Genomic DNA, 16,331 nt, shown 5'->3' with positions numbered 1-16,331 from the left:
GATGGCCTTGAAGACTTACAATCCGACGTCCCCGGGCCGCCGCGCCCTGGTGCTGATCGACCGCTCGGAGCTCCACAAGGGCCGTCCCGAGAAGTCGCTGACCGAAGGCCTGACCAAGTCGGGCGGACGTGGTCAGGGCGGTCGCATCGCTGTCCGCTTCCGCGGCGGCGGCGCCAAGACCCTGTACCGCAAGATCGACTTCAAGCGTCGCAAGTTCGCCACGGCGACCGTCGAGCGCCTGGAATACGATCCGAACCGCACCGCCTTCATCGCCCTCATCACTTATGAGGACGGCGAAAAGGCCTACATCATCGCGCCGCAACGCCTGAAGGCGGGCGACACGGTGGTGGCCGGCGAGAAGGTCGACGTGAAGCCGGGCAACGCCATGCCGCTGCGCTCGATGCCCGTGGGTACGATCATCCACAACATCGAGATGAAGCCGGGCAAGGGCGCCCAGCTGGCCCGTTCGGCCGGCGCCTACGCCCAGCTGGTCGGCCGCGATCAGGGCTACGCCCAGATCCGCCTCGGCTCGGGCGAGCTGCGCATGGTTCTGGACGGCTGCATGGCCACGGTGGGCGCGGTGTCGAACCCCGACCACATGAACCAGAATCTCGGCAAGGCCGGTCGCGTCCGTCACATGGGCTTCCGTCCGCACGTTCGCGGCGTCGCCATGAACCCGATCGACCACCCGCACGGTGGTGGTGAAGGCCGGACCTCCGGTGGTCGTACCCCCGTCACGCCGTGGGGTAAGGACACCAAGGGCACCCGCACCCGCAAGAACAAGGCTACGGACAAGTACATCATCCGTACCCGTCACGTTAAGAAGGCTCGCTAAGAATGGCCCGCTCCTCCTGGAAAGGCCCGTTTGTCGACGGGTATCTGCTCAAGAAGGCCGACGCCGTTCAGACGTCGGGCCGCAAGGACGTGATCAAGACGTGGTCGCGCCGCTCCACCATCCTGCCGCAGTTCGTCGGTCTGACGTTCGGCGTCCACAACGGCCAGAAGCACGTGCCGGTGATCGTCTCTGAAGAGATGGTCGGCATGAAGTTCGGCGAGTTCGCCCCGACCCGGAACTTCCCGGGCCACGCGGCGGACAAGAAGGCCAAGAGGAAGTAATCCATGGCCCAGACCAAGAACCCCCGTCGGGTCGCCCCGACTGAAGCCCGCGCCAAGCTGGTGAACGTCCGGATCAGCCCTCAGAAGCTGAACCTGGTCGCCCAGTCGATCCGCGGCCTGCCGGTCCAGAAGGCGCTGAACGAGCTGGAATTCAGCCGCAAGCGCATCGCGACCGACGTTCGCAAGGTCCTGTACTCGGCCGTTTCCAACGCCGAGAACAACCACAACCTCGACATCGACAACCTGATCGTCGCCGAGGCCTTCGTGGGCAAGAACCTGGTGATGAAGCGCTTCGCGAGCCGCGCTCGCGGTCGCTCGTCGCGCATCCTGAAACCTTTCGCGGAAATCACGATCGTGGTCCGCGAAGCCGGTGAGGCCGCCTGATGGGTCAGAAAATCAATCCGATCGGTTTCCGCCTCGGCGTGAACCGCACGTGGGACAGCCGCTGGTTCGCCGACGGCGCGAACTACGCCCGTCTGCTGCACCAGGACCTGAAGCTGCGCGAGTGGCTGAAGGAGCGCCTGCAGGCCGCCGGCGTGTCGCGCATCATCATCGAGCGTCCGCACAAGAAGTGCCGCGTGACGATCTACGCCGCCCGTCCGGGTGTCGTGATCGGCAAGAAGGGCGCTGACATCGAGAAGCTCCGCAAGGACATCTCGGCCCGCACCGAAGGCGAAGTTCACCTGAACATCGTCGAGGTCCGCAAGCCGGAGACCGACGCGCAGCTGATCGCCGAGAACATCGCGCAGCAGCTCGAGCGTCGTATCGCCTTCCGTCGCGCCATGAAGCGCGCGATGCAGTCGGCCATGCGTCTGGGCGCCAAGGGCGTCCGGATCAACGTCTCGGGTCGTCTGGGCGGCGCCGAAATCGCTCGTATGGAATGGTACCGCGAAGGTCGCGTGCCGCTTCACACCCTGCGCGCCGACATCGACTACGGCTTCATCGAAGCCAAGACGACGTACGGCATCATCGGCGTGAAAGTGTGGGTCTTCAAAGGTGAAGTGCTCGAGCACGACCCGATGGCCCAGGACAAGCGCTGGGCACAGGAAGCCTCGGGTCCTTCGTCGAACGAAGGCCGCGAGCGTGGTCCGCGCCGTGACGATCGCGGCGGACGTCGCGACCGCGGCCGTGGTGGTGAGAACTAAGTCATGCTGCAACCTAAGAAGACCAAATACCGCAAGGCCTTCAAGGGCCGGATCCACGGTTCGGCCAAGGGCGGCTTCTCGCTGAACTTCGGCTCGTACGGCCTGAAGACGGTCGAGCCGGAACGCATCACTGCGCGTCAGATCGAGGCGGCCCGCCGCGCGATCACCCGCCAGATGAAGCGTCAGGGCCGCGTCTGGATCCGCGTCTTCCCGGACCTGCCCGTCACGGGCAAGCCGGCTGAAGTCCGGATGGGTAAGGGTAAAGGCGCCGTGGACCACTGGGCCGCGCGCTGCCACCCGGGCCGCATCCTGTTCGAAATCGACGGCGTGCCGGACGACATCGCTCGCGAAGCGCTGCGCCTCGGCGCCGCCAAGCTGCCGGTCCGCACCAAGGTGGTCACCCGCCTCGACGCCGGCATCGCTCATGTGGAGGCTGCTGCCTGATGACCAAGATCGCCGATCTCCGGTCGCAAACCGCCGACCAGCTGTCCGACGAGCTGCTGAAGCTCAAGAAGGAACAGTTCAACCTGCGCTTCCAGGCCGCTACCGGCCAGATGGAAAAGACTCACCGCGTCGGTGAAGTCCGCAAAGACATCGCCCGCATTTCCACGCTTCTGCGTGAGAAGCGCGTGAACGCGTAAGGAAACGAATATGCCCAAGCGAATTCTCGAAGGCGTGGTCGTGTCCGACAAGGGCGACAAGACTGTCGTCGTCAAGGTCGAGCGCACCCTGCTGCACCCGGTCCTGAAAAAGACCGTTCGTCTGTCCAAGAAGTACCACGCCCACGACGAAGCCAACGCCCTGAAAGTCGGCGACCTGGCCCGCATCGTCGAGTGCGCCCCGAAGTCCAAGCTGAAGCGGTGGGAAGTCCTTTCCCCGGCCTCGGCGTCGTAATCAGAAGGATCTGATCTTATGATCCAGATGCAAACTAACCTGGAAGTGGCCGATAATTCGGGCGCCCGCCGGGTCATGTGCATCAAGGTGTTGGGCGGCTCCAAGCGCCGCTACGCCTCGGTGGGCGACACCATTGTCGCCTCGGTGAAGGAAGCGATTCCGCGCGGCCGCGTGAAGAAGGGCGACGTCGTTCGCGCCATCGTCGTGCGCACCGCCAAGGACATCATGCGCAAGGACGGCTCTGTCATCCGTTTCGACAAGTCGGCCGCCGTCATCGTCAACAAGCAGAACGAGCCTGTCGGCACGCGGATCTTCGGCCCGGTTCCCCGCGAACTGCGCGCCAAGAACCACATGAAGATCATCTCGCTGGCTCCGGAGGTCCTGTAACATGGCCGCCAAGATCAAGAAGGGCGACAACGTCGTCGTCCTGACCGGCAAGGACAAGGGCCGCACCGGCCAGGTCCTGAAGGTCCTCCCCGAAGACAACCGCGTCGTCGTTCAGGGCATCAACATGGTTCAGCGCCACACGCGCCCGACCCAGGCTGACCCGCAAGGCGGCATCAAGAACAAGGAAGCGTCGCTGCACGTCTCGAACGTCGCGATCGCTGACGCCAACGGCAAGGCCACCCGCGTCGGCTTCCGTACGGAAGGCGACAAGAAGGTCCGCTTCGCCAAGACGACGGGAGACGTCATCTAATGGCTGACACCAAGTACACGCCCCGTCTGAAGACCGACTACGTTTCGCGTATCCGGTCCACGATGAAGGACAAGTTCGGCTACACGAACGAAATGCAGATCCCCAAGCTGGACAAGATCGTCCTGAACATGGGTATCGGCGAGGCCGTGGCCGACTCCAAGAAGGCCACCGCGGCCCTCAAGGACCTGACCGCCATCGCCGGCCAGAAGGCTGTCGCCACCAAGGCCCGTAACTCCATCGCCGGCTTCAAGCTGCGCGAAGGCATGATCATCGGCGGCAAGGTCACGCTGCGCGGCGACCAGATGTACGAGTTCCTGGACCGGTTCATCACGATCGCGCTGCCGCGCGTGAAGGATTTCCGCGGTCTGAAGGGCACGTCGTTCGACGGTCGCGGCAACTACGCGACCGGCCTCAAGGAACACATCGTGTTCCCGGAGATCAACTACGACCAGATCGACCAGATGTGGGGCATGGACATCATCGTCTGCACCACGGCCAAGACCGACGAGGAAGCCAAGGCTCTCCTCGCCGAGTTCAAGTTCCCGTTCGTGAACTGAGCGGGAAGGGAAGAGCACAATGGCTAAGAAGTCCGCTGTAAACCGTAACGAGAAGGTCAAGGCCCTCGTCGCGAAGTACGCCGACAAGCGCGCCGCCCTGAAGGCGATCGCGAACGACGAGTCCCTGCCGCTGGAGGAGCGCTTCGAGGCGCGCCTGAAGCTGGCTCAACTGCCGCGTAACTCGGCCGAGAACCGCATTCGCAACCGCTGCGAAGTGACCGGCCGCCCGCGCGCTTACTACCGCAAGCTCAAGATGAGCCGTATCGCTCTGCGCGAGCTGGGCAACCTGGGCCAGATCCCTGGCCTGACGAAGTCGAGCTGGTAAGGGGAGCATAAAGTCATGATGATCAACGATCCCCTGAGCGACATGATCGCTCGCATCAAGAACGCGGCGACCCGCAAGCGTTCCAAGGTGCTGACCCCGGCCTCGCGTCTGCGCCAGCGCGTCCTCGACGTGCTGCAGGACGAAGGCTACATCCGTGGCTATTCGCTGGTTCAGAACCCCGGCGAGTTCCCGCAGTTCGAGATCGAGCTGAAGTACTTCGACGGCCAGCCGGTGATCGCCGAGATCGCCCGCGTGTCGAAGCCGGGCCGTCGCGTCTATTCGGCCATCAGCGACCTGAAGCCGATCAAGAACGGCCTGGGCATCTCGATCCTTTCGACGTCCAAGGGCGTCATGTCGGATGCCGCCGCCCGCGACGCTAACGTCGGCGGCGAAGTCCTCTGCAGGGTCTACTAAGATGTCCCGTATTGGCAAGAAAACCATCGCTGTGCCGAAGGGCGTGACTGTCACGCTCGACGGCCAGACCGTCTCGGTGAAGGGTCCCAAGGGCGAACGCACCTGGACCGTCGCTGAAGAAATCGAAGTCAAGCAGGAAGGCGACGAGCTGTCGCTGACCCCGCGTTCGGACACCCAGCGCGCTCGCGCGATGTGGGGCCTGTCGCGCACCCTGGTCGACAACATGGTCGTCGGTGTCACCACCGGCTTCGAAAAGTCGCTCGACCTGGTCGGCGTGGGTTACCGCGCTGCGATGAAGGGCAACGCCCTGTCGCTGCAACTCGGCTTCTCGCACGACGTGGACATCGAACCGCCGGCTGGCGTCACCTTCGCGGTGCCGAAGCAGACCGAGATCAAGATCTCGGGCGCCGACAAGCAGGCCGTGGGTCAGATCGCCGCCGTCATCCGCAAGCTGCGTCCGCCGGAGCCGTACAAGGGCAAGGGCGTGCGCTACACGGGTGAAACCGTGCGTCGCAAGGAAGGCAAGAAGAAGTAAGTCATGGCTCTCTCTCTTCAACAGCAAGCCAAGCGCCGCTCGGAGCGCAACCGTCGCCGCCTGAAGGCTGTCGCCAACGGCCGCCTGCGCCTGTCGGTTCACCGTTCGGACAAGAACATCTCGGCCCAGATCATCGACGACGCCCAAGGCGTCACGGTGGCCGCCGCCTCGTCGCTGGAAGGCGGCAAGGGCAAGAAGGGCTCGGACGTCGCCGCAGCTGCCGCCATCGGCAAGCTGATCGCCGAACGCGCCATCGAGAAGGGCGTCAAGGACGTCGTCTTCGACCGCGGCGCCTACATCTATCACGGACGGGTGAAGGCGCTGGCGGAAGCCGCGCGTGAAGCCGGCCTGAACTTCTAAGGGACGCGACAGATGGCGCAACAACCCCAACGCGGCGGCGGCGGCAACGATCGCAACCGTCGTGACAACCGCAACGCTCCCGCCGTCGACGGTCCGGATTCGGACATCGTCGAGAAGCTGGTGCACATCAACCGCGTCGCCGCCACCGTGAAGGGCGGCCGTCGCTTCAGCTTCGCTGCCCTGATGGTCGTCGGTGACGGCAAGGGCCGCGTCGGCTTCGGTCATGGCAAGGCGCGCGAAGTGCCGGAAGCCATCCGCAAGGCGACCGAAGAAGCCAAGAAGACCATGATCAAGGTTCCGCTGCGCGAGAACCGCACCCTGCACCACGACGGCTCGGGCCGTTGGGGCGCCGGCAAGATCATGATGCGCGCGGCTCCTCCGGGAACCGGCGTCATCGCGGGTGGTCCGATGCGCGCCGTGCTCGAAACCCTCGGCGTCCAGGACGTCGTCGGCAAGTCGACCGGTTCGTCGAACCCCTACAACATGATCCGCGCGACGTTCGAGGCCCTCAAGGTCCAGTCGTCGCCGCGTCAGGTCGCTTCGAAGCGTGGCAAGAAGGTCGCCGACCTGATGGGCCGCCGCAACGACGGCGCTTCGGCGCCGGAAGCCGTGGAGTCCTAAGTCATGGCCAAGACCGAAACCAAGACCGTCACCGTCCGCCAGACCGCCAGCCCGATCCGCCGCAAGTCGGATCAGCGCGCGACCCTGGTCGGCCTGGGCCTCAACCGCGTGGGTCGTGAATCGACCCTGGAGGACACCCCCTCCGTGCGCGGCATGATCGCCAAGGTCCACCACATGGTGGAAGTGGTCGAGAAGTAAGATTGCTCCGCCCCTTCGGGGGCGGGACAAGTCGCCGCTTGCGGCGACAGGGCAAGGGCGGCTATAGGCCGCCCTTCCTTGCGTTCCGGACCCGCTCCGGTTCGTACGACAAAGACATCAACGCCGAGTCCGGGTTTTCGCCCGGGCGCTAGAACCCGAAAGGATCAGGCATATGAAACTGAACGAAATCCGCGAGAACGAAGGCGCCCACAAGAAGCGCATGCGCGTCGGCCGTGGCCCGGGTTCGGGCAAGGGCAAGACCTCGGGTCGTGGCGTCAAGGGCCAGAAGTCCCGTTCGGGCGTCGCCATCGGCGGCTTCGAAGGCGGCCAGATGCCGCTGTACATGCGTATGCCAAAGCGCGGCTTCAACAACCCGAACGCGCTGAAGCTGGCCGAAGTGAACCTGTGGCGCCTGCAGGACGCCATCGACGCCAAGAAGCTGGACATCAAGGGCGAGATCAAGGGCGAGGCCCTGGTCGCCGCCGGCGTGATCCGTCGCGTCAAGGACGGCGTCCGTCTGCTGGGCACCGGCGAGATCAAGTCCAAGCTGAACCTGGTCGTGTGGTCGGCCTCGGCCGGCGCGATCAAGGCGATCGAAGCCGCCGGCGGCTCGGTCGTCCAGGAGCGCATCGCTGCTGAAGAAAAGGCCGCCGCCCGCGTCGAGAAGCGCAACGCCGCCAAGGGCAAGGCTCCGGCTCCCAAGGCTCCGAAGGGTGACGCCAACAAGGTGTCGGCCCGCGCCAAGCGGACCGCCGCCAAGTAAAAAGCTGACGGGCGCCCTCGCCACGGGGGCGCCCTTCTCCTATCTGGATGCAGGCGCCGACTCCGGGTCAGATGCGCCGCGTTCTGATCAGTCGGGGTGACGACACATGGCTTCGGCCGCCGAACAACTTGCAGCAAACATGAACATGGGCTCGTTCGCGCGTGCGACCGAGCTGCACAAACGTCTGCTGTTCACGCTCCTGGCCCTGCTGGTCTACCGCATCGGCACCTATGTGCCGGTTCCGGGGATCAACTCCGAGGCCTTCCTGGCGTTCTTCCAGAACCCGGACAGCCAGCGCGGCATCCTGGACATGGTCAACATGTTCTCGGGCGGCGCGGTCGAGCGTTTCGCGGTCTTCGCGCTGAACGTCATGCCGTACATCTCGGCGTCGATCATCGTCCAGCTGCTGGGCGCGGTGTATCCGCCATGGGAAAAGCTGCGCAAGGAAGGCGGCGAGAGCGGCCGCAAGCAGCTGAACCAGTACACCCGCTACCTGACCGTCGTGCTGGCCCTGTTCCAGTCGGCCGGTATCGCCATCGGCCTGAACGCCCAGCCGGGCTTCGTCGATGCGCCGGGCCTGTTCTTCATCATCTCGACCATCACCGTCCTGACGGGCGGCACCATGTTCCTGATGTGGCTGGGTGAGCAGGTGACCGCCCGCGGCGTCGGCAACGGCATCTCGCTGATCATCTTCGCCGGCATCGTGGCCGTCCTGCCGGGCACCATCGCCCGCCTGTTCGGCCTGGCCCAGCAGGGTCAGATCTCGGCCTTCGTGCTGCTGCTGGTCGCCGCCATGGCCATCGCCGTGGTCGTCTTCATCGTCTTCATGGAGCGCGCCCAGCGCCGCCTTCTGATCCAGTATCCGAAGCGCCAGGAAGGCAACCGCATGGCCGGGGGCGAGCGTTCGTTCCTGCCGCTGAAGGTCAACACCGCCGGCGTCATTCCGGCGATCTTCGCCTCGTCGCTGCTGATGCTGCCGGCGACCGTCGCCCAGTTCACCGCCAACGCCAACCTGCCGTCGTGGATGAGCTGGCTGCCGATGGTGACCGCCCAGCTGACCCACGGCCAGCCGGCGTTCATGGTGCTGTACGGCCTGCTGATCGTCTTCTTCTGCTTCTTCTACACCTCGATCACCTTCAACCCCGAGGACACGGCCGAGAACCTGCGCAAGTACGGCGGCTTCCTGCCGGGCATCCGTCCGGGCAAGCGCACGGCCGAGTATCTCGACTACGTCCTGACCCGACTGACGGTCATCGGCGCGGCCTACATCACCGCCGTCTGCCTGCTGCCGGAAGTGCTGATCTCGCAGATGCCCAGCATCGGCTACTTCGGCGGCACCTCGCTGCTGATCGTGGTCTCGGTGACCATGGACACGGTGGCGCAGATCCAGTCGCACCTGCTGGCCCACCAGTACGAAGGTCTAATCAAGAAGGCCAAGCTGCGTGGCCGCGGCCGTGGTACGACCGCTCCGGCGCGACGCTAGTAGCTGATTGACTAACCTGCCGGAGGGGCGGCCATGAATCTGATCCTGTTCGGGCCGCCCGCGGCCGGCAAGGGCACGCAAGCCAAGCGCCTGGTCGAGACGCGCGGCATGGTCCAGCTGTCGACCGGCGACATGCTGCGCGCGGCCATCGCCTCGGGCTCGGAACTGGGTCTGAAGGTCAAGGACGTGCTGGCGCGCGGCGATCTGGTCACCGACGAGATCGTCATCGCCCTGATCGAGGAGCGTCTGCCCGAGGCAGAGGCTGCCGGCGGCGCCATCTTCGACGGCTTCCCGCGCACGGTCGCCCAGGCCGAGGCGCTGGACGCCATGCTGGCCAAGCGGGGCGCCCAGGTCGATCGTGTCGTTCGCCTGAAGGTCGACGACGCCGCCCTGACCGAGCGCATCTCCAGGCGTTATGCCGAGCAGGGCCGCCCGGACGACAATCCCGAGACCTTCAAGGACCGTCTGGCCGTCTACAATCGCCAGACCGCGCCGCTGCTGCCGTACTACGAAGGTCAGGGCAAGCTGACCGAGATCGACGGCATGGGCTCCATCGAGGCCGTCACCACGGCGATCGACGCCGCCCTGGCGTGAAGCTGAATACCGCCTGACCGAACCGGCCTTCCGTGCGTTAATGCGACCGGGGGGGTAGTTCGAGAGGCGTGAGCACCATTTCCCATCCCCTGAAAGACAGGCGCGTGCAGCGCGTCGGCCTGATGGCCGGCGTGGTCGCGGCGCATCTGGGGATATTCCTGATCGCCGGCCGGCCGGATCCGGTCGAGCCGGGGCCGCTTCCGACGCCGCCGATCCTGGTCGAGCTGGTCCAGCGGGTGACGTCTCCACCTCCGCCACCTCCACCGCCGCCCGAGCCCTCGCAACGGGCAGGGGGAGGGGCGCCGGCCGCGCCGTCGCGCGTGCACACGCCGCCGCCTCCGCCCGTACCCCAGCCCGATCCTCCGCCCGCGCCGCGAGAGCAGGCGCCGGAGCCTGCGCTCGTCGTGGGTGTGGCTCCGACCGCGTCCGAAACCCCCGGCATGGGGCAGGGCGGGCAGGGGACCGGCACGGGGACGGGCATCGGCGCGGGCGACGGCCCCGGCTCGGGGACGGTGGCCATGATCCTGCGTGGCGCGAACGGACGTCAGATCACCGAGGCGACGCCGCCCGAGCTGCGCCGTCGGGCGCGGAACGTGGACATCACCGTCAACTGCGAGATCGGACTGGACGAACGGCTGCGCGATTGCCGGGTGGTTCGCGAACGGCCGGAAGGGCAAGGGTTCGGGCCGGTCGCCGTGAGGGTCGCCCAGGATTACTTCCGCGTCCGTCCGGGGCGGAGCGGCTCGGGCCAGCCCATCGCCGGCGGCCGCATCACCATCGGTGTGATCTGGCCCTGACCACGACGGGCTTTCCATTGGCGTAATGCTGTTACATTCTCTCTGTCGGAGAGGGGATGCGCATGCTGATCGTGGAGCACAGGCCTGTCAGGGTGGAACCGTCCCGGCGGTTTCTGGCCATGGCGATCGTGGCGCTATTGCACGTGGCGCTGATCCTGTGGCTGGCGATGACCCGTGGAGGCGCGGTCGAGCCTCAGCTGACGCTGCCCGCCATGGAGATTCATCTGTTCTCGCCACCGGGCGGCGGAGGGGCTCCGGCCGCAGCGGATGCAGGGACCGAAGCTTCGACGGGGACTGTTGCGACGCCTTCGGCGCGGACGCCGGACGTCGTTCAGCCATGGGACAGGCCGCCACCTGCAAGGATGGACGCAACGCCGCCTGAACTGCTGGTCGGGCTGGGCGCGACGGAAGCCGGGCCCGCGACGACAGCCCTGAGCGCCGCGACCGCCGAAGCCGGCGCGGGCGCGGCCGCAGGCGGCGCCGGATCGGGAGCCGGAGGCGGCATCGGTTCGGGTCTGGGCGCCGGCGTCGGGTCGGGGCGTGGCGGTGAGCGCCCCCCGGCGGCCGATCTCGCCGGACCGCAGCTTCTGCGCCGGCCCACCCAGCTGGACGTCAATCGTTCCTACCCGTTTGTGGCGCGCTCACGCGGGATCAACGGGCAGGCGGTCATCTCGTGCGTCATCGGGACGGACACCCGGTTGAGGAATTGCCGGGTCCTGCGCGAAACTCCGGGCAGCCTTGGATTCGGCGAAGCGGGGGTCAAGCTGGCGAGGGAGTACCGGTACCAGCCGCCGATGCGCGACGGCCGGGCGGTGGAGGGGCACGTCGTCACCTTCTCCGTCGATTATCAGCGTCAGGCGCGCTGAGGCGCCGGTCAGGCGTTGACGGAAACTGAATCCCCTGTATAAGGCCCGCTTCCGCGAAGGGCGCGACACGCTCCTGGTCTGTTGACCGGAGCGTTTATTGCGTCCGCACACGCGTATCTGGAGAGCTTCGTGGCCCGTATCGCTGGCGTCAACATCCCGACCAACAAGCGCGTCGAAATCGCGCTGCAGTACATCCATGGCATCGGCCCGGCGGCCGCCAAGGACATCACCGGCAAGGTGGGTATCGAGCCCGCCCGTCGCGTCAACCAACTGACCGACGCCGAAGTGCTGCAGATCCGCGAGACCATCGACAAGGATCACACCGTCGAGGGTGACCTGCGTCGCGAGACCTCGATGAACATCAAGCGTCTGATGGACCTGGCCTGCTACCGCGGCCTGCGTCACCGCAAGGGCCTGCCGGTCCGCGGTCAGCGCACCCACACGAACGCTCGTACCCGCAAGGGTCCGGCCAAGCCGATCGCCGGCAAGAAGAAGTAAGAGAAAGAGCTGACCGATGGCCAAGGACACGGGTCGCGTTAAGCGCCGCGAACGCAAGAACATCACGTCGGGCGTCGCCCACGTGAATGCGTCGTTCAACAACACGATGATCACGATCACCGACGCGCAAGGAAACGCGATTTCCTGGTCGTCGGCCGGTCACATGGGCTTCAAGGGTTCGCGCAAGTCGACCCCGTACGCCGCCCAGATGGCTGCTGAAGACGCCGGCAAGAAGGCCGCCGAGCACGGCGTCAAAACGCTGGAAGTCAACGTCTCGGGTCCGGGTTCCGGCCGTGAGTCGGCCCTGCGCGCCCTGCAGGCCGTCGGCATGACCATCACGACGATCCGCGACGTCACGCCGATGCCGCACAACGGTTGCCGTCCGCCCAAGCGCCGCCGCGTCTAAGCGACCGACGACCGACTATTACTCCGCCGGTCCTGACGCCCTGACGAGGAGCGAGGGACCGGCGAACTCCGTTTTCGAGGGACATCCATGATCGAACGTAACTGGCAAGAGCTGATCCGTCCCGAGAAGCCGCAGATCGAGGCGAGCTCCGACCCGCAGCGCAAGTCGCGCCTGGTCGCCGAGCCCCTGGAACGTGGCTTCGGCGTGACGCTCGGCAACGCCCTGCGCCGTGTTCTGCTGTCGTCGCTGCAAGGCGCGGCGGTGACGGCCATCCAGATCGACGGTGTGGTCCACGAATTCTCGTCGCTGGAAGGCGTGCGGGAAGACGTCGTCGACATCGTGCTGAACATCAAGCAACTGGCCCTTCGCATGCATGCCGAAGGTCCGAAGCGCATGACCCTGCGCGCCACGGGCCCCGGCCCGGTGACCGCCGGTCAGATCGACGTCCCGTCGGACATCGAGGTGCTGAACCCCGATCACGTGATCTGCACCCTGGACGACGGCGCGTCGATCCGCATGGAACTGACCGTCCAGAACGGCAAGGGCTATGTGGCTTCGGAGTTCAACCGTCCGGAAGATGCGCCGATCGGCCTGATCGCCGTCGACGCCCTGTACTCGCCGGTCAAGCGCGTCGCCTATCGCGTCGAGCCGACCCGTCAGGGCCAGTCGCTGGACTACGACAAGCTGATCCTCGAGGTCGAAACCAACGGCGCCGTCTCGCCGGTTGACGCGGTGGCCTACGCCTCGCGCATCCTGCAGGACCAGCTCCAGATCTTCATCACCTTCGACGAGCCGAAGAAGGCTGTGGAAGCGTCGGACGGCAAGCCCGATCTGCCGTTCAACCCGGCCCTGCTGAAGAAGGTCGACGAACTGGAACTGTCGGTCCGTTCGGCCAACTGCCTGAAGAACGACAACATCGTCTACATCGGCGACCTGATCCAGAAGACCGAGGGCGAGATGCTTCGCACCCCGAACTTCGGCCGCAAGTCGCTGAACGAGATCAAGGAAGTTCTCGCGACGATGGGCCTCAGCCTCGGCATGGACGTGCCGAACTGGCCGCCCGAAAACATCGAAGACCTGGCCAAGAAGTTCGACGACCAGATCTAGTTTCAACCCTCCGCCCATGGCCCACGATCGGGTTGCGGAGCGGTTAGAATGATAGAGCCCAAGGTCCGGCGAGCCGGAAACCAGGGTTGAGTAGGAGAGACCCCGATGCGCCACGGCGCCGCCTATCGCAAGCTCGGCCGTACCGTCAGCCACCGCCAGGCCATGTTCGCCAACATGGCTGCCTCGCTGATCAAGCACGAGCAGATCACGACCACCCTGCCGAAGGCGAAGGAACTGCGTCCCTTCGTCGAGAAGCTGGTCACGCTCGCCAAGAAGGGCGACCTGCACGCTCGCCGTCAGGCGATCAGCCAGGTCCGTGACGTGCCGCAGGTCGGCAAGCTGTTCGAAACGATCGGCCCGCGCTACGCCGAACGTAACGGCGGCTACATCCGCATCATGAAGGCGGGCTACCGCCACGGCGACAACGCCGCCATGGCCGTGATCGAGTTCGTCGATCGCGACGTGGACGCCAAGGGCCTCGATTCCGGCCCGGTGCAAGTTTTCGAGGGCGACGACGAGGCCTGATCGGCTTCATCGCTCAAGGGGCTGAAGAAGGCTCCGTCGCGGAAGCGGCGGGGCCTTTTTCTATGGCCGCGATCCGCGCTACAGCCTCGCCATGACCCTGAGCATCGTTCCCTACGAGCCTCGCCACGCCGCCGCGTGGAAGCAACTGAACCTCGACTGGCTGCACGAGGGCGGGTTCGCGGTGGAGGCCAAGGATCACAAGGTGCTGGATCACCCGGATACGGCGATCATCGCGCCGGGCGGGTACATCTTCATGGCCGAGCTGGACGGCGTTGCGGTGGGCTGCTGCGCGCTGATGGCGATGGGCGACGGCCGGTTCGAAGTGGCCAAGATGACCATCACCCCGGCGGCGCGGGGGCAGGGGGCTTCGCGCCGGCTGCTGGAGGCCTGCGAGGCCGCCGCGCGGGCCGCGGGCGCACACCGGCTCTATCTGGAGAGCAGCAGCACGCTGAAGACGGCGCGGGCGCTGTACCGCAGCTTCGGCTTCGTCGACCTGCCGCCGCGGCCCACGCCCTATGCGCGGGCCGACGTCTTCATGGAGAAGACTCTGTAGCGCCTACTCCTTGGACAGGTCCTGCCGCTTGAACAGCAACAGGGCGAGGCCCAGCGGGACGATGATCCAGATCGCCAGGCCGATGATCGAGGGCCAGATGCTGTCCGCCTGGGCCATCGCATTGGCGAGGCCGGGCGAGATGGCGTTCTTCAGCGTGTCATAGGCCAGGCCCGGAAGCATCAACTGGGCGGGCCAGTCACCCGGTTCCAGCTTGAGCAAGCCGAGAACGGGAGGCGAGCCCAGCAGTGACTGGACGAAGCCGACCGCCCACGGCACGAACAGCGCCGCCAGCAGCGAGCGGGTCATCACCGCCGTCAGCAGGGCGATCAGGCCGTACTGAACGATCCGGATGTAGGACAGCAGCCAGACGAGAGCAGAGTCTCCGGCCATCTCGCCGGTCAGGTTGAAGGTGATCCCGCGCTCGTAGACCAGAGCCTGGGCGAGGAAGAAGACGAAGGCGGCGATGACCATGGCGAAGGTCGCCGCCAGGGCCGTCAGCTTCATGACCCCGACCTTGCCCAGCAGCAGGTTCACACGGCTGTTGCGCGCCGTGATCAGTCGCCAGCTCTCCCAACGGTAGTCACCGGCATAGACGGTCGCGGCGGTCACCAGCATGAGAACAAGCAGGACGCCGTTCGCGGCCCCGCTGGCGCCGAACAGGAGGGCGTCGGCGAGGTTGAGAGCTTCGGTCGGGGCCGGGAGCTGGAGGTTGGCCTCGGCCGCCATTTCGTCGCCGCGGCCCTTGGTCAGGACGTGGAACAGGGCGCCGCCCACAGCGAACAGCAGCGGAGTGAACAACACCGACCAGAAGACGGTCATGCGGTTGCGGAGCAGCCGATAGCCCTCGGCGCGGATGGCGTCAGCGAGCATGGTCGGCCTCCGGGGTCTGAACGGCGCCCGTTTCGGTGAAGAAGATGCTTTCGAGGTCGGCGCCGACCCAGCGGGCTTCATGGATGTCCACGCCGCCCTCGACCAAGGCCTTGATCAGGCTAGGGCCGTCGGCGCGAGTGACGGCGGCGAGGACGGCGCTTCCGTCGCGCACGCCCTTGTCGCCGAGGATCGACAGCACCTGATCGGGCTGGCCGATGGCGAGACGCAGCCGCTCGCCGGTCGCGGTCAGTTCGGTGACCGAACCTTCACGGACCAGCCGGCCCTTGTTCATGATGGCCACGCGATCGCAGACGCGCTGGACCTCCAGCAGCTGGTGGCTGGCCAGGACGACGGTGACGCCTTCCTCGCTGGCGAGGGCGCGGATCAGGGCGCGCATCTCCTGGATGCCGGGCGGATCCATGCCGCTGGTCGGTTCATCGAGGATGACCAGCTCGGGCCGGCTCATCAGCGAGGCGGCCACGCCGAGGCGCTGCATCATGCCGACGGAGAAGCCGCGCACCTTGCGGTCGGCCGCCTCGGTCAGGCCGACGCGCTGCAGCCAGTATGGGATGTCGGTCTCGCCGCCCACGCCGTGTTCGAGCGCCAGCCAGCGCAGCACCTGCCGGGCGGTCATGTAGGGCGGGAAGCGCGGGGTCTCGATCATGGAGCCCATGCGCCGCATGGCGGCCACGTCCCCGACGGCCCCGCCCATGACGGTGGCCGAGCCCTCCGTCGGCCGGATCAGGCCCAGCAGGATGCGGAACAGGGTCGACTTGCCGGCGCCGTTCGGCCCCAGCACGCCATAGATCCCGCCCTTGGGGATGGAGAGGTCCAGCCCGTCGAGGGCGCGCACGGAGCCGTAGGTCTTGGTCAGCCCACGGGTTTCGATAACGGCGGTCATGACCACAGGTTGAGGGTGCGCCGCGCCCGGTGGCAAGCCACCTTGGCATTAAGCTTTTGCAACGCGGCGTTCGTCGTGGACCTGTCTTGGTTTCCCGCTAGGCCAA

At 66.2% G+C, this 16,331-nt stretch carries 28 protein-coding genes; 26 read left to right on the top strand and 2 right to left on the bottom strand.

Translation table 11 applies throughout. The features are described 5' to 3' along the window. Position 1: 1 nt before the first annotated feature. The 26 genes from rplB to ABDZ95_RS08935 all read left to right on the top strand — a co-directional run bounded on the left by rplB (position 2) and on the right by ABDZ95_RS08935 (position 14,454). The gene (gene rplB / locus ABDZ95_RS09060) at positions 2 to 835 is read left to right on the top strand and encodes a 50S ribosomal protein L2 (protein ID WP_343792882.1); all 834 of its coding nucleotides are present in this window, start codon (positions 2 to 4) and stop codon (positions 833 to 835) included. Between the two features lie 2 nt (positions 836 to 837). Beyond that, a complete protein-coding gene (gene rpsS / locus ABDZ95_RS09055) occupies positions 838 to 1,116 on the top strand; it encodes a 30S ribosomal protein S19 (protein WP_141626256.1) in 279 nt (92 codons plus the stop codon). Positions 1,117 to 1,119: 3 nt separating this feature from the next. Beyond that, positions 1,120 to 1,500: a 50S ribosomal protein L22 gene (gene rplV / locus ABDZ95_RS09050; RefSeq protein ID WP_343792879.1), complete on the top strand. Its 381-nt coding sequence runs from the start codon at positions 1,120 to 1,122 to the stop codon at positions 1,498 to 1,500. Beyond that, positions 1,500 to 2,261 carry a 30S ribosomal protein S3 gene (rpsC, locus tag ABDZ95_RS09045; protein ID WP_343792877.1) on the top strand — a complete coding sequence of 254 codons (762 nt, stop codon included), beginning with the start codon at positions 1,500 to 1,502 and terminating at the stop codon, positions 2,259 to 2,261. The genes rplV and rpsC overlap by 1 nt, the downstream gene beginning before the upstream one ends. A 3-nt stretch (positions 2,262 to 2,264) precedes the next feature. Continuing rightward, entirely contained in the window at positions 2,265 to 2,705 is a 441-nt protein-coding gene (rplP, locus tag ABDZ95_RS09040; protein ID WP_183203626.1) for a 50S ribosomal protein L16, read from the top strand. Further along, positions 2,705 to 2,902, top strand: coding sequence for a 50S ribosomal protein L29 (gene rpmC / locus ABDZ95_RS09035; protein WP_343792875.1), 198 nt, complete (start codon positions 2,705 to 2,707; stop codon positions 2,900 to 2,902). The genes rplP and rpmC overlap by 1 nt, the downstream gene beginning before the upstream one ends. A gap of 10 nt (positions 2,903 to 2,912) precedes the next feature. Beyond that, a complete protein-coding gene (gene rpsQ, locus ABDZ95_RS09030) occupies positions 2,913 to 3,155 on the top strand; it encodes a 30S ribosomal protein S17 (RefSeq protein ID WP_343792873.1) in 243 nt (80 codons plus the stop codon). A gap of 18 nt (positions 3,156 to 3,173) precedes the next feature. Then, positions 3,174 to 3,542 carry a 50S ribosomal protein L14 gene (gene rplN, locus ABDZ95_RS09025; RefSeq protein WP_055832151.1) on the top strand — a complete coding sequence of 123 codons (369 nt, stop codon included), beginning with the start codon at positions 3,174 to 3,176 and terminating at the stop codon, positions 3,540 to 3,542. Between the two features lies 1 nt (position 3,543). Then, a complete protein-coding gene (gene rplX, locus ABDZ95_RS09020) occupies positions 3,544 to 3,852 on the top strand; it encodes a 50S ribosomal protein L24 (protein WP_343792871.1) in 309 nt (102 codons plus the stop codon). After that, positions 3,852 to 4,409 (top strand): 50S ribosomal protein L5, encoded by a 558-nt coding sequence (gene rplE / locus ABDZ95_RS09015; protein ID WP_343792869.1) that lies wholly within the window; start codon positions 3,852 to 3,854, stop codon positions 4,407 to 4,409. The genes rplX and rplE overlap by 1 nt, the downstream gene beginning before the upstream one ends. 19 nt (positions 4,410 to 4,428) lie before the next feature. Further along, positions 4,429 to 4,734, top strand: coding sequence for a 30S ribosomal protein S14 (gene rpsN, locus ABDZ95_RS09010; RefSeq protein ID WP_343792867.1), 306 nt, complete (start codon positions 4,429 to 4,431; stop codon positions 4,732 to 4,734). Positions 4,735 to 4,749: 15 nt separating this feature from the next. Further along, a complete protein-coding gene (gene rpsH / locus ABDZ95_RS09005) occupies positions 4,750 to 5,148 on the top strand; it encodes a 30S ribosomal protein S8 (protein ID WP_125256867.1) in 399 nt (132 codons plus the stop codon). Position 5,149: 1 nt separating this feature from the next. Continuing rightward, complete coding sequence (gene rplF / locus ABDZ95_RS09000) at positions 5,150 to 5,683, top strand: 50S ribosomal protein L6 (protein WP_343792862.1); 534 nt, start codon at positions 5,150 to 5,152, stop codon at positions 5,681 to 5,683. 3 nt (positions 5,684 to 5,686) lie between these two features. After that, positions 5,687 to 6,043, top strand: a complete 357-nt coding sequence (gene rplR, locus ABDZ95_RS08995; RefSeq protein WP_343792860.1) for a 50S ribosomal protein L18 — start codon at positions 5,687 to 5,689, stop codon at positions 6,041 to 6,043. Between the two features lie 12 nt (positions 6,044 to 6,055). After that, positions 6,056 to 6,664 (top strand): 30S ribosomal protein S5, encoded by a 609-nt coding sequence (rpsE, locus tag ABDZ95_RS08990; protein ID WP_343792858.1) that lies wholly within the window; start codon positions 6,056 to 6,058, stop codon positions 6,662 to 6,664. Between the two features lie 3 nt (positions 6,665 to 6,667). Beyond that, entirely contained in the window at positions 6,668 to 6,862 is a 195-nt protein-coding gene (gene rpmD, locus ABDZ95_RS08985) for a 50S ribosomal protein L30 (RefSeq protein ID WP_343792856.1), read from the top strand. Positions 6,863 to 7,034: 172 nt separating this feature from the next. Next, entirely contained in the window at positions 7,035 to 7,625 is a 591-nt protein-coding gene (gene rplO, locus ABDZ95_RS08980; protein WP_343792854.1) for a 50S ribosomal protein L15, read from the top strand. Positions 7,626 to 7,731: 106 nt separating this feature from the next. Further along, positions 7,732 to 9,108 (top strand): preprotein translocase subunit SecY, encoded by a 1,377-nt coding sequence (secY, locus tag ABDZ95_RS08975; protein WP_343792852.1) that lies wholly within the window; start codon positions 7,732 to 7,734, stop codon positions 9,106 to 9,108. A gap of 33 nt (positions 9,109 to 9,141) precedes the next feature. Beyond that, positions 9,142 to 9,702, top strand: coding sequence for an adenylate kinase (locus ABDZ95_RS08970; RefSeq protein ID WP_343792850.1), 561 nt, complete (start codon positions 9,142 to 9,144; stop codon positions 9,700 to 9,702). A gap of 104 nt (positions 9,703 to 9,806) precedes the next feature. Next, the gene (locus ABDZ95_RS08965; RefSeq protein WP_343792847.1) at positions 9,807 to 10,499 is read left to right on the top strand and encodes an energy transducer TonB; all 693 of its coding nucleotides are present in this window, start codon (positions 9,807 to 9,809) and stop codon (positions 10,497 to 10,499) included. 56 nt (positions 10,500 to 10,555) lie between these two features. After that, complete coding sequence (locus ABDZ95_RS08960; RefSeq protein ID WP_343792845.1) at positions 10,556 to 11,365, top strand: energy transducer TonB; 810 nt, start codon at positions 10,556 to 10,558, stop codon at positions 11,363 to 11,365. Positions 11,366 to 11,494: 129 nt separating this feature from the next. After that, positions 11,495 to 11,863, top strand: a complete 369-nt coding sequence (gene rpsM, locus ABDZ95_RS08955) for a 30S ribosomal protein S13 (RefSeq protein ID WP_343792843.1) — start codon at positions 11,495 to 11,497, stop codon at positions 11,861 to 11,863. Between the two features lie 16 nt (positions 11,864 to 11,879). Beyond that, a complete protein-coding gene (gene rpsK / locus ABDZ95_RS08950; protein WP_209120471.1) occupies positions 11,880 to 12,269 on the top strand; it encodes a 30S ribosomal protein S11 in 390 nt (129 codons plus the stop codon). Positions 12,270 to 12,356: 87 nt separating this feature from the next. Then, the gene (locus ABDZ95_RS08945) at positions 12,357 to 13,376 is read left to right on the top strand and encodes a DNA-directed RNA polymerase subunit alpha (RefSeq protein WP_343792838.1); all 1,020 of its coding nucleotides are present in this window, start codon (positions 12,357 to 12,359) and stop codon (positions 13,374 to 13,376) included. Between the two features lie 105 nt (positions 13,377 to 13,481). Continuing rightward, positions 13,482 to 13,901 carry a 50S ribosomal protein L17 gene (rplQ, locus tag ABDZ95_RS08940; protein WP_343792836.1) on the top strand — a complete coding sequence of 140 codons (420 nt, stop codon included), beginning with the start codon at positions 13,482 to 13,484 and terminating at the stop codon, positions 13,899 to 13,901. A 91-nt stretch (positions 13,902 to 13,992) separates the two neighbouring features. Next, the gene (locus ABDZ95_RS08935) at positions 13,993 to 14,454 is read left to right on the top strand and encodes a GNAT family N-acetyltransferase (protein WP_343792834.1); all 462 of its coding nucleotides are present in this window, start codon (positions 13,993 to 13,995) and stop codon (positions 14,452 to 14,454) included. Between the two features lie 3 nt (positions 14,455 to 14,457). Here the strand turns inward: ABDZ95_RS08935 and ABDZ95_RS08930 are convergent, their stop codons facing one another. After that, positions 14,458 to 15,324 carry an ABC-2 transporter permease gene (locus ABDZ95_RS08930; protein ID WP_343792832.1) on the bottom strand — a complete coding sequence of 289 codons (867 nt, stop codon included), beginning with the start codon at positions 15,322 to 15,324 and terminating at the stop codon, positions 14,458 to 14,460. Then, entirely contained in the window at positions 15,314 to 16,225 is a 912-nt protein-coding gene (locus tag ABDZ95_RS08925) for an ABC transporter ATP-binding protein (protein ID WP_343792830.1), read from the bottom strand. The genes ABDZ95_RS08930 and ABDZ95_RS08925 overlap by 11 nt, the downstream gene beginning before the upstream one ends. Positions 16,226 to 16,331: the final 106 nt, after the last annotated feature.

It is taken from the genome of Brevundimonas kwangchunensis, from assembly GCF_039523815.1.
GTDB lineage: Bacteria > Pseudomonadota > Alphaproteobacteria > Caulobacterales > Caulobacteraceae > Brevundimonas > Brevundimonas kwangchunensis.
The sequence above is the reverse complement of the archived record's forward strand: the minus strand, read 5'-3'. Positions and strand labels throughout refer to the sequence as shown.

What these genes read in the sequence shown, in the direction of transcription:
- rplB (WP_343792882.1), top strand. Translation starts at nt 2, where the DNA reads ATGGCCTTGAAGACTTACAATCCGACGTCCCCGGGCCGCCGCGCCCTG.
- rpsS (WP_141626256.1), top strand. Translation starts at nt 838, where the DNA reads ATGGCCCGCTCCTCCTGGAAAGGCCCGTTTGTCGACGGGTATCTGCTC.
- rplV (WP_343792879.1), top strand. Translation starts at nt 1,120, where the DNA reads ATGGCCCAGACCAAGAACCCCCGTCGGGTCGCCCCGACTGAAGCCCGC.
- rpsC (WP_343792877.1), top strand. Translation starts at nt 1,500, where the DNA reads ATGGGTCAGAAAATCAATCCGATCGGTTTCCGCCTCGGCGTGAACCGC.
- rplP (WP_183203626.1), top strand. Translation starts at nt 2,265, where the DNA reads ATGCTGCAACCTAAGAAGACCAAATACCGCAAGGCCTTCAAGGGCCGG.
- rpmC (WP_343792875.1), top strand. Translation starts at nt 2,705, where the DNA reads ATGACCAAGATCGCCGATCTCCGGTCGCAAACCGCCGACCAGCTGTCC.
- rpsQ (WP_343792873.1), top strand. Translation starts at nt 2,913, where the DNA reads ATGCCCAAGCGAATTCTCGAAGGCGTGGTCGTGTCCGACAAGGGCGAC.
- rplN (WP_055832151.1), top strand. Translation starts at nt 3,174, where the DNA reads ATGATCCAGATGCAAACTAACCTGGAAGTGGCCGATAATTCGGGCGCC.
- rplX (WP_343792871.1), top strand. Translation starts at nt 3,544, where the DNA reads ATGGCCGCCAAGATCAAGAAGGGCGACAACGTCGTCGTCCTGACCGGC.
- rplE (WP_343792869.1), top strand. Translation starts at nt 3,852, where the DNA reads ATGGCTGACACCAAGTACACGCCCCGTCTGAAGACCGACTACGTTTCG.
- rpsN (WP_343792867.1), top strand. Translation starts at nt 4,429, where the DNA reads ATGGCTAAGAAGTCCGCTGTAAACCGTAACGAGAAGGTCAAGGCCCTC.
- rpsH (WP_125256867.1), top strand. Translation starts at nt 4,750, where the DNA reads ATGATGATCAACGATCCCCTGAGCGACATGATCGCTCGCATCAAGAAC.
- rplF (WP_343792862.1), top strand. Translation starts at nt 5,150, where the DNA reads ATGTCCCGTATTGGCAAGAAAACCATCGCTGTGCCGAAGGGCGTGACT.
- rplR (WP_343792860.1), top strand. Translation starts at nt 5,687, where the DNA reads ATGGCTCTCTCTCTTCAACAGCAAGCCAAGCGCCGCTCGGAGCGCAAC.
- rpsE (WP_343792858.1), top strand. Translation starts at nt 6,056, where the DNA reads ATGGCGCAACAACCCCAACGCGGCGGCGGCGGCAACGATCGCAACCGT.
- rpmD (WP_343792856.1), top strand. Translation starts at nt 6,668, where the DNA reads ATGGCCAAGACCGAAACCAAGACCGTCACCGTCCGCCAGACCGCCAGC.
- rplO (WP_343792854.1), top strand. Translation starts at nt 7,035, where the DNA reads ATGAAACTGAACGAAATCCGCGAGAACGAAGGCGCCCACAAGAAGCGC.
- secY (WP_343792852.1), top strand. Translation starts at nt 7,732, where the DNA reads ATGGCTTCGGCCGCCGAACAACTTGCAGCAAACATGAACATGGGCTCG.
- ABDZ95_RS08970 (WP_343792850.1), top strand. Translation starts at nt 9,142, where the DNA reads ATGAATCTGATCCTGTTCGGGCCGCCCGCGGCCGGCAAGGGCACGCAA.
- ABDZ95_RS08960 (WP_343792845.1), top strand. Translation starts at nt 10,556, where the DNA reads ATGCGCATGCTGATCGTGGAGCACAGGCCTGTCAGGGTGGAACCGTCC.
- rpsK (WP_209120471.1), top strand. Translation starts at nt 11,880, where the DNA reads ATGGCCAAGGACACGGGTCGCGTTAAGCGCCGCGAACGCAAGAACATC.
- ABDZ95_RS08945 (WP_343792838.1), top strand. Translation starts at nt 12,357, where the DNA reads ATGATCGAACGTAACTGGCAAGAGCTGATCCGTCCCGAGAAGCCGCAG.
- rplQ (WP_343792836.1), top strand. Translation starts at nt 13,482, where the DNA reads ATGCGCCACGGCGCCGCCTATCGCAAGCTCGGCCGTACCGTCAGCCAC.
- ABDZ95_RS08935 (WP_343792834.1), top strand. Translation starts at nt 13,993, where the DNA reads ATGACCCTGAGCATCGTTCCCTACGAGCCTCGCCACGCCGCCGCGTGG.
- ABDZ95_RS08930 (WP_343792832.1), bottom strand. Translation starts at nt 15,324, where the DNA reads ATGCTCGCTGACGCCATCCGCGCCGAGGGCTATCGGCTGCTCCGCAAC.
- ABDZ95_RS08925 (WP_343792830.1), bottom strand. Translation starts at nt 16,225, where the DNA reads ATGACCGCCGTTATCGAAACCCGTGGGCTGACCAAGACCTACGGCTCC.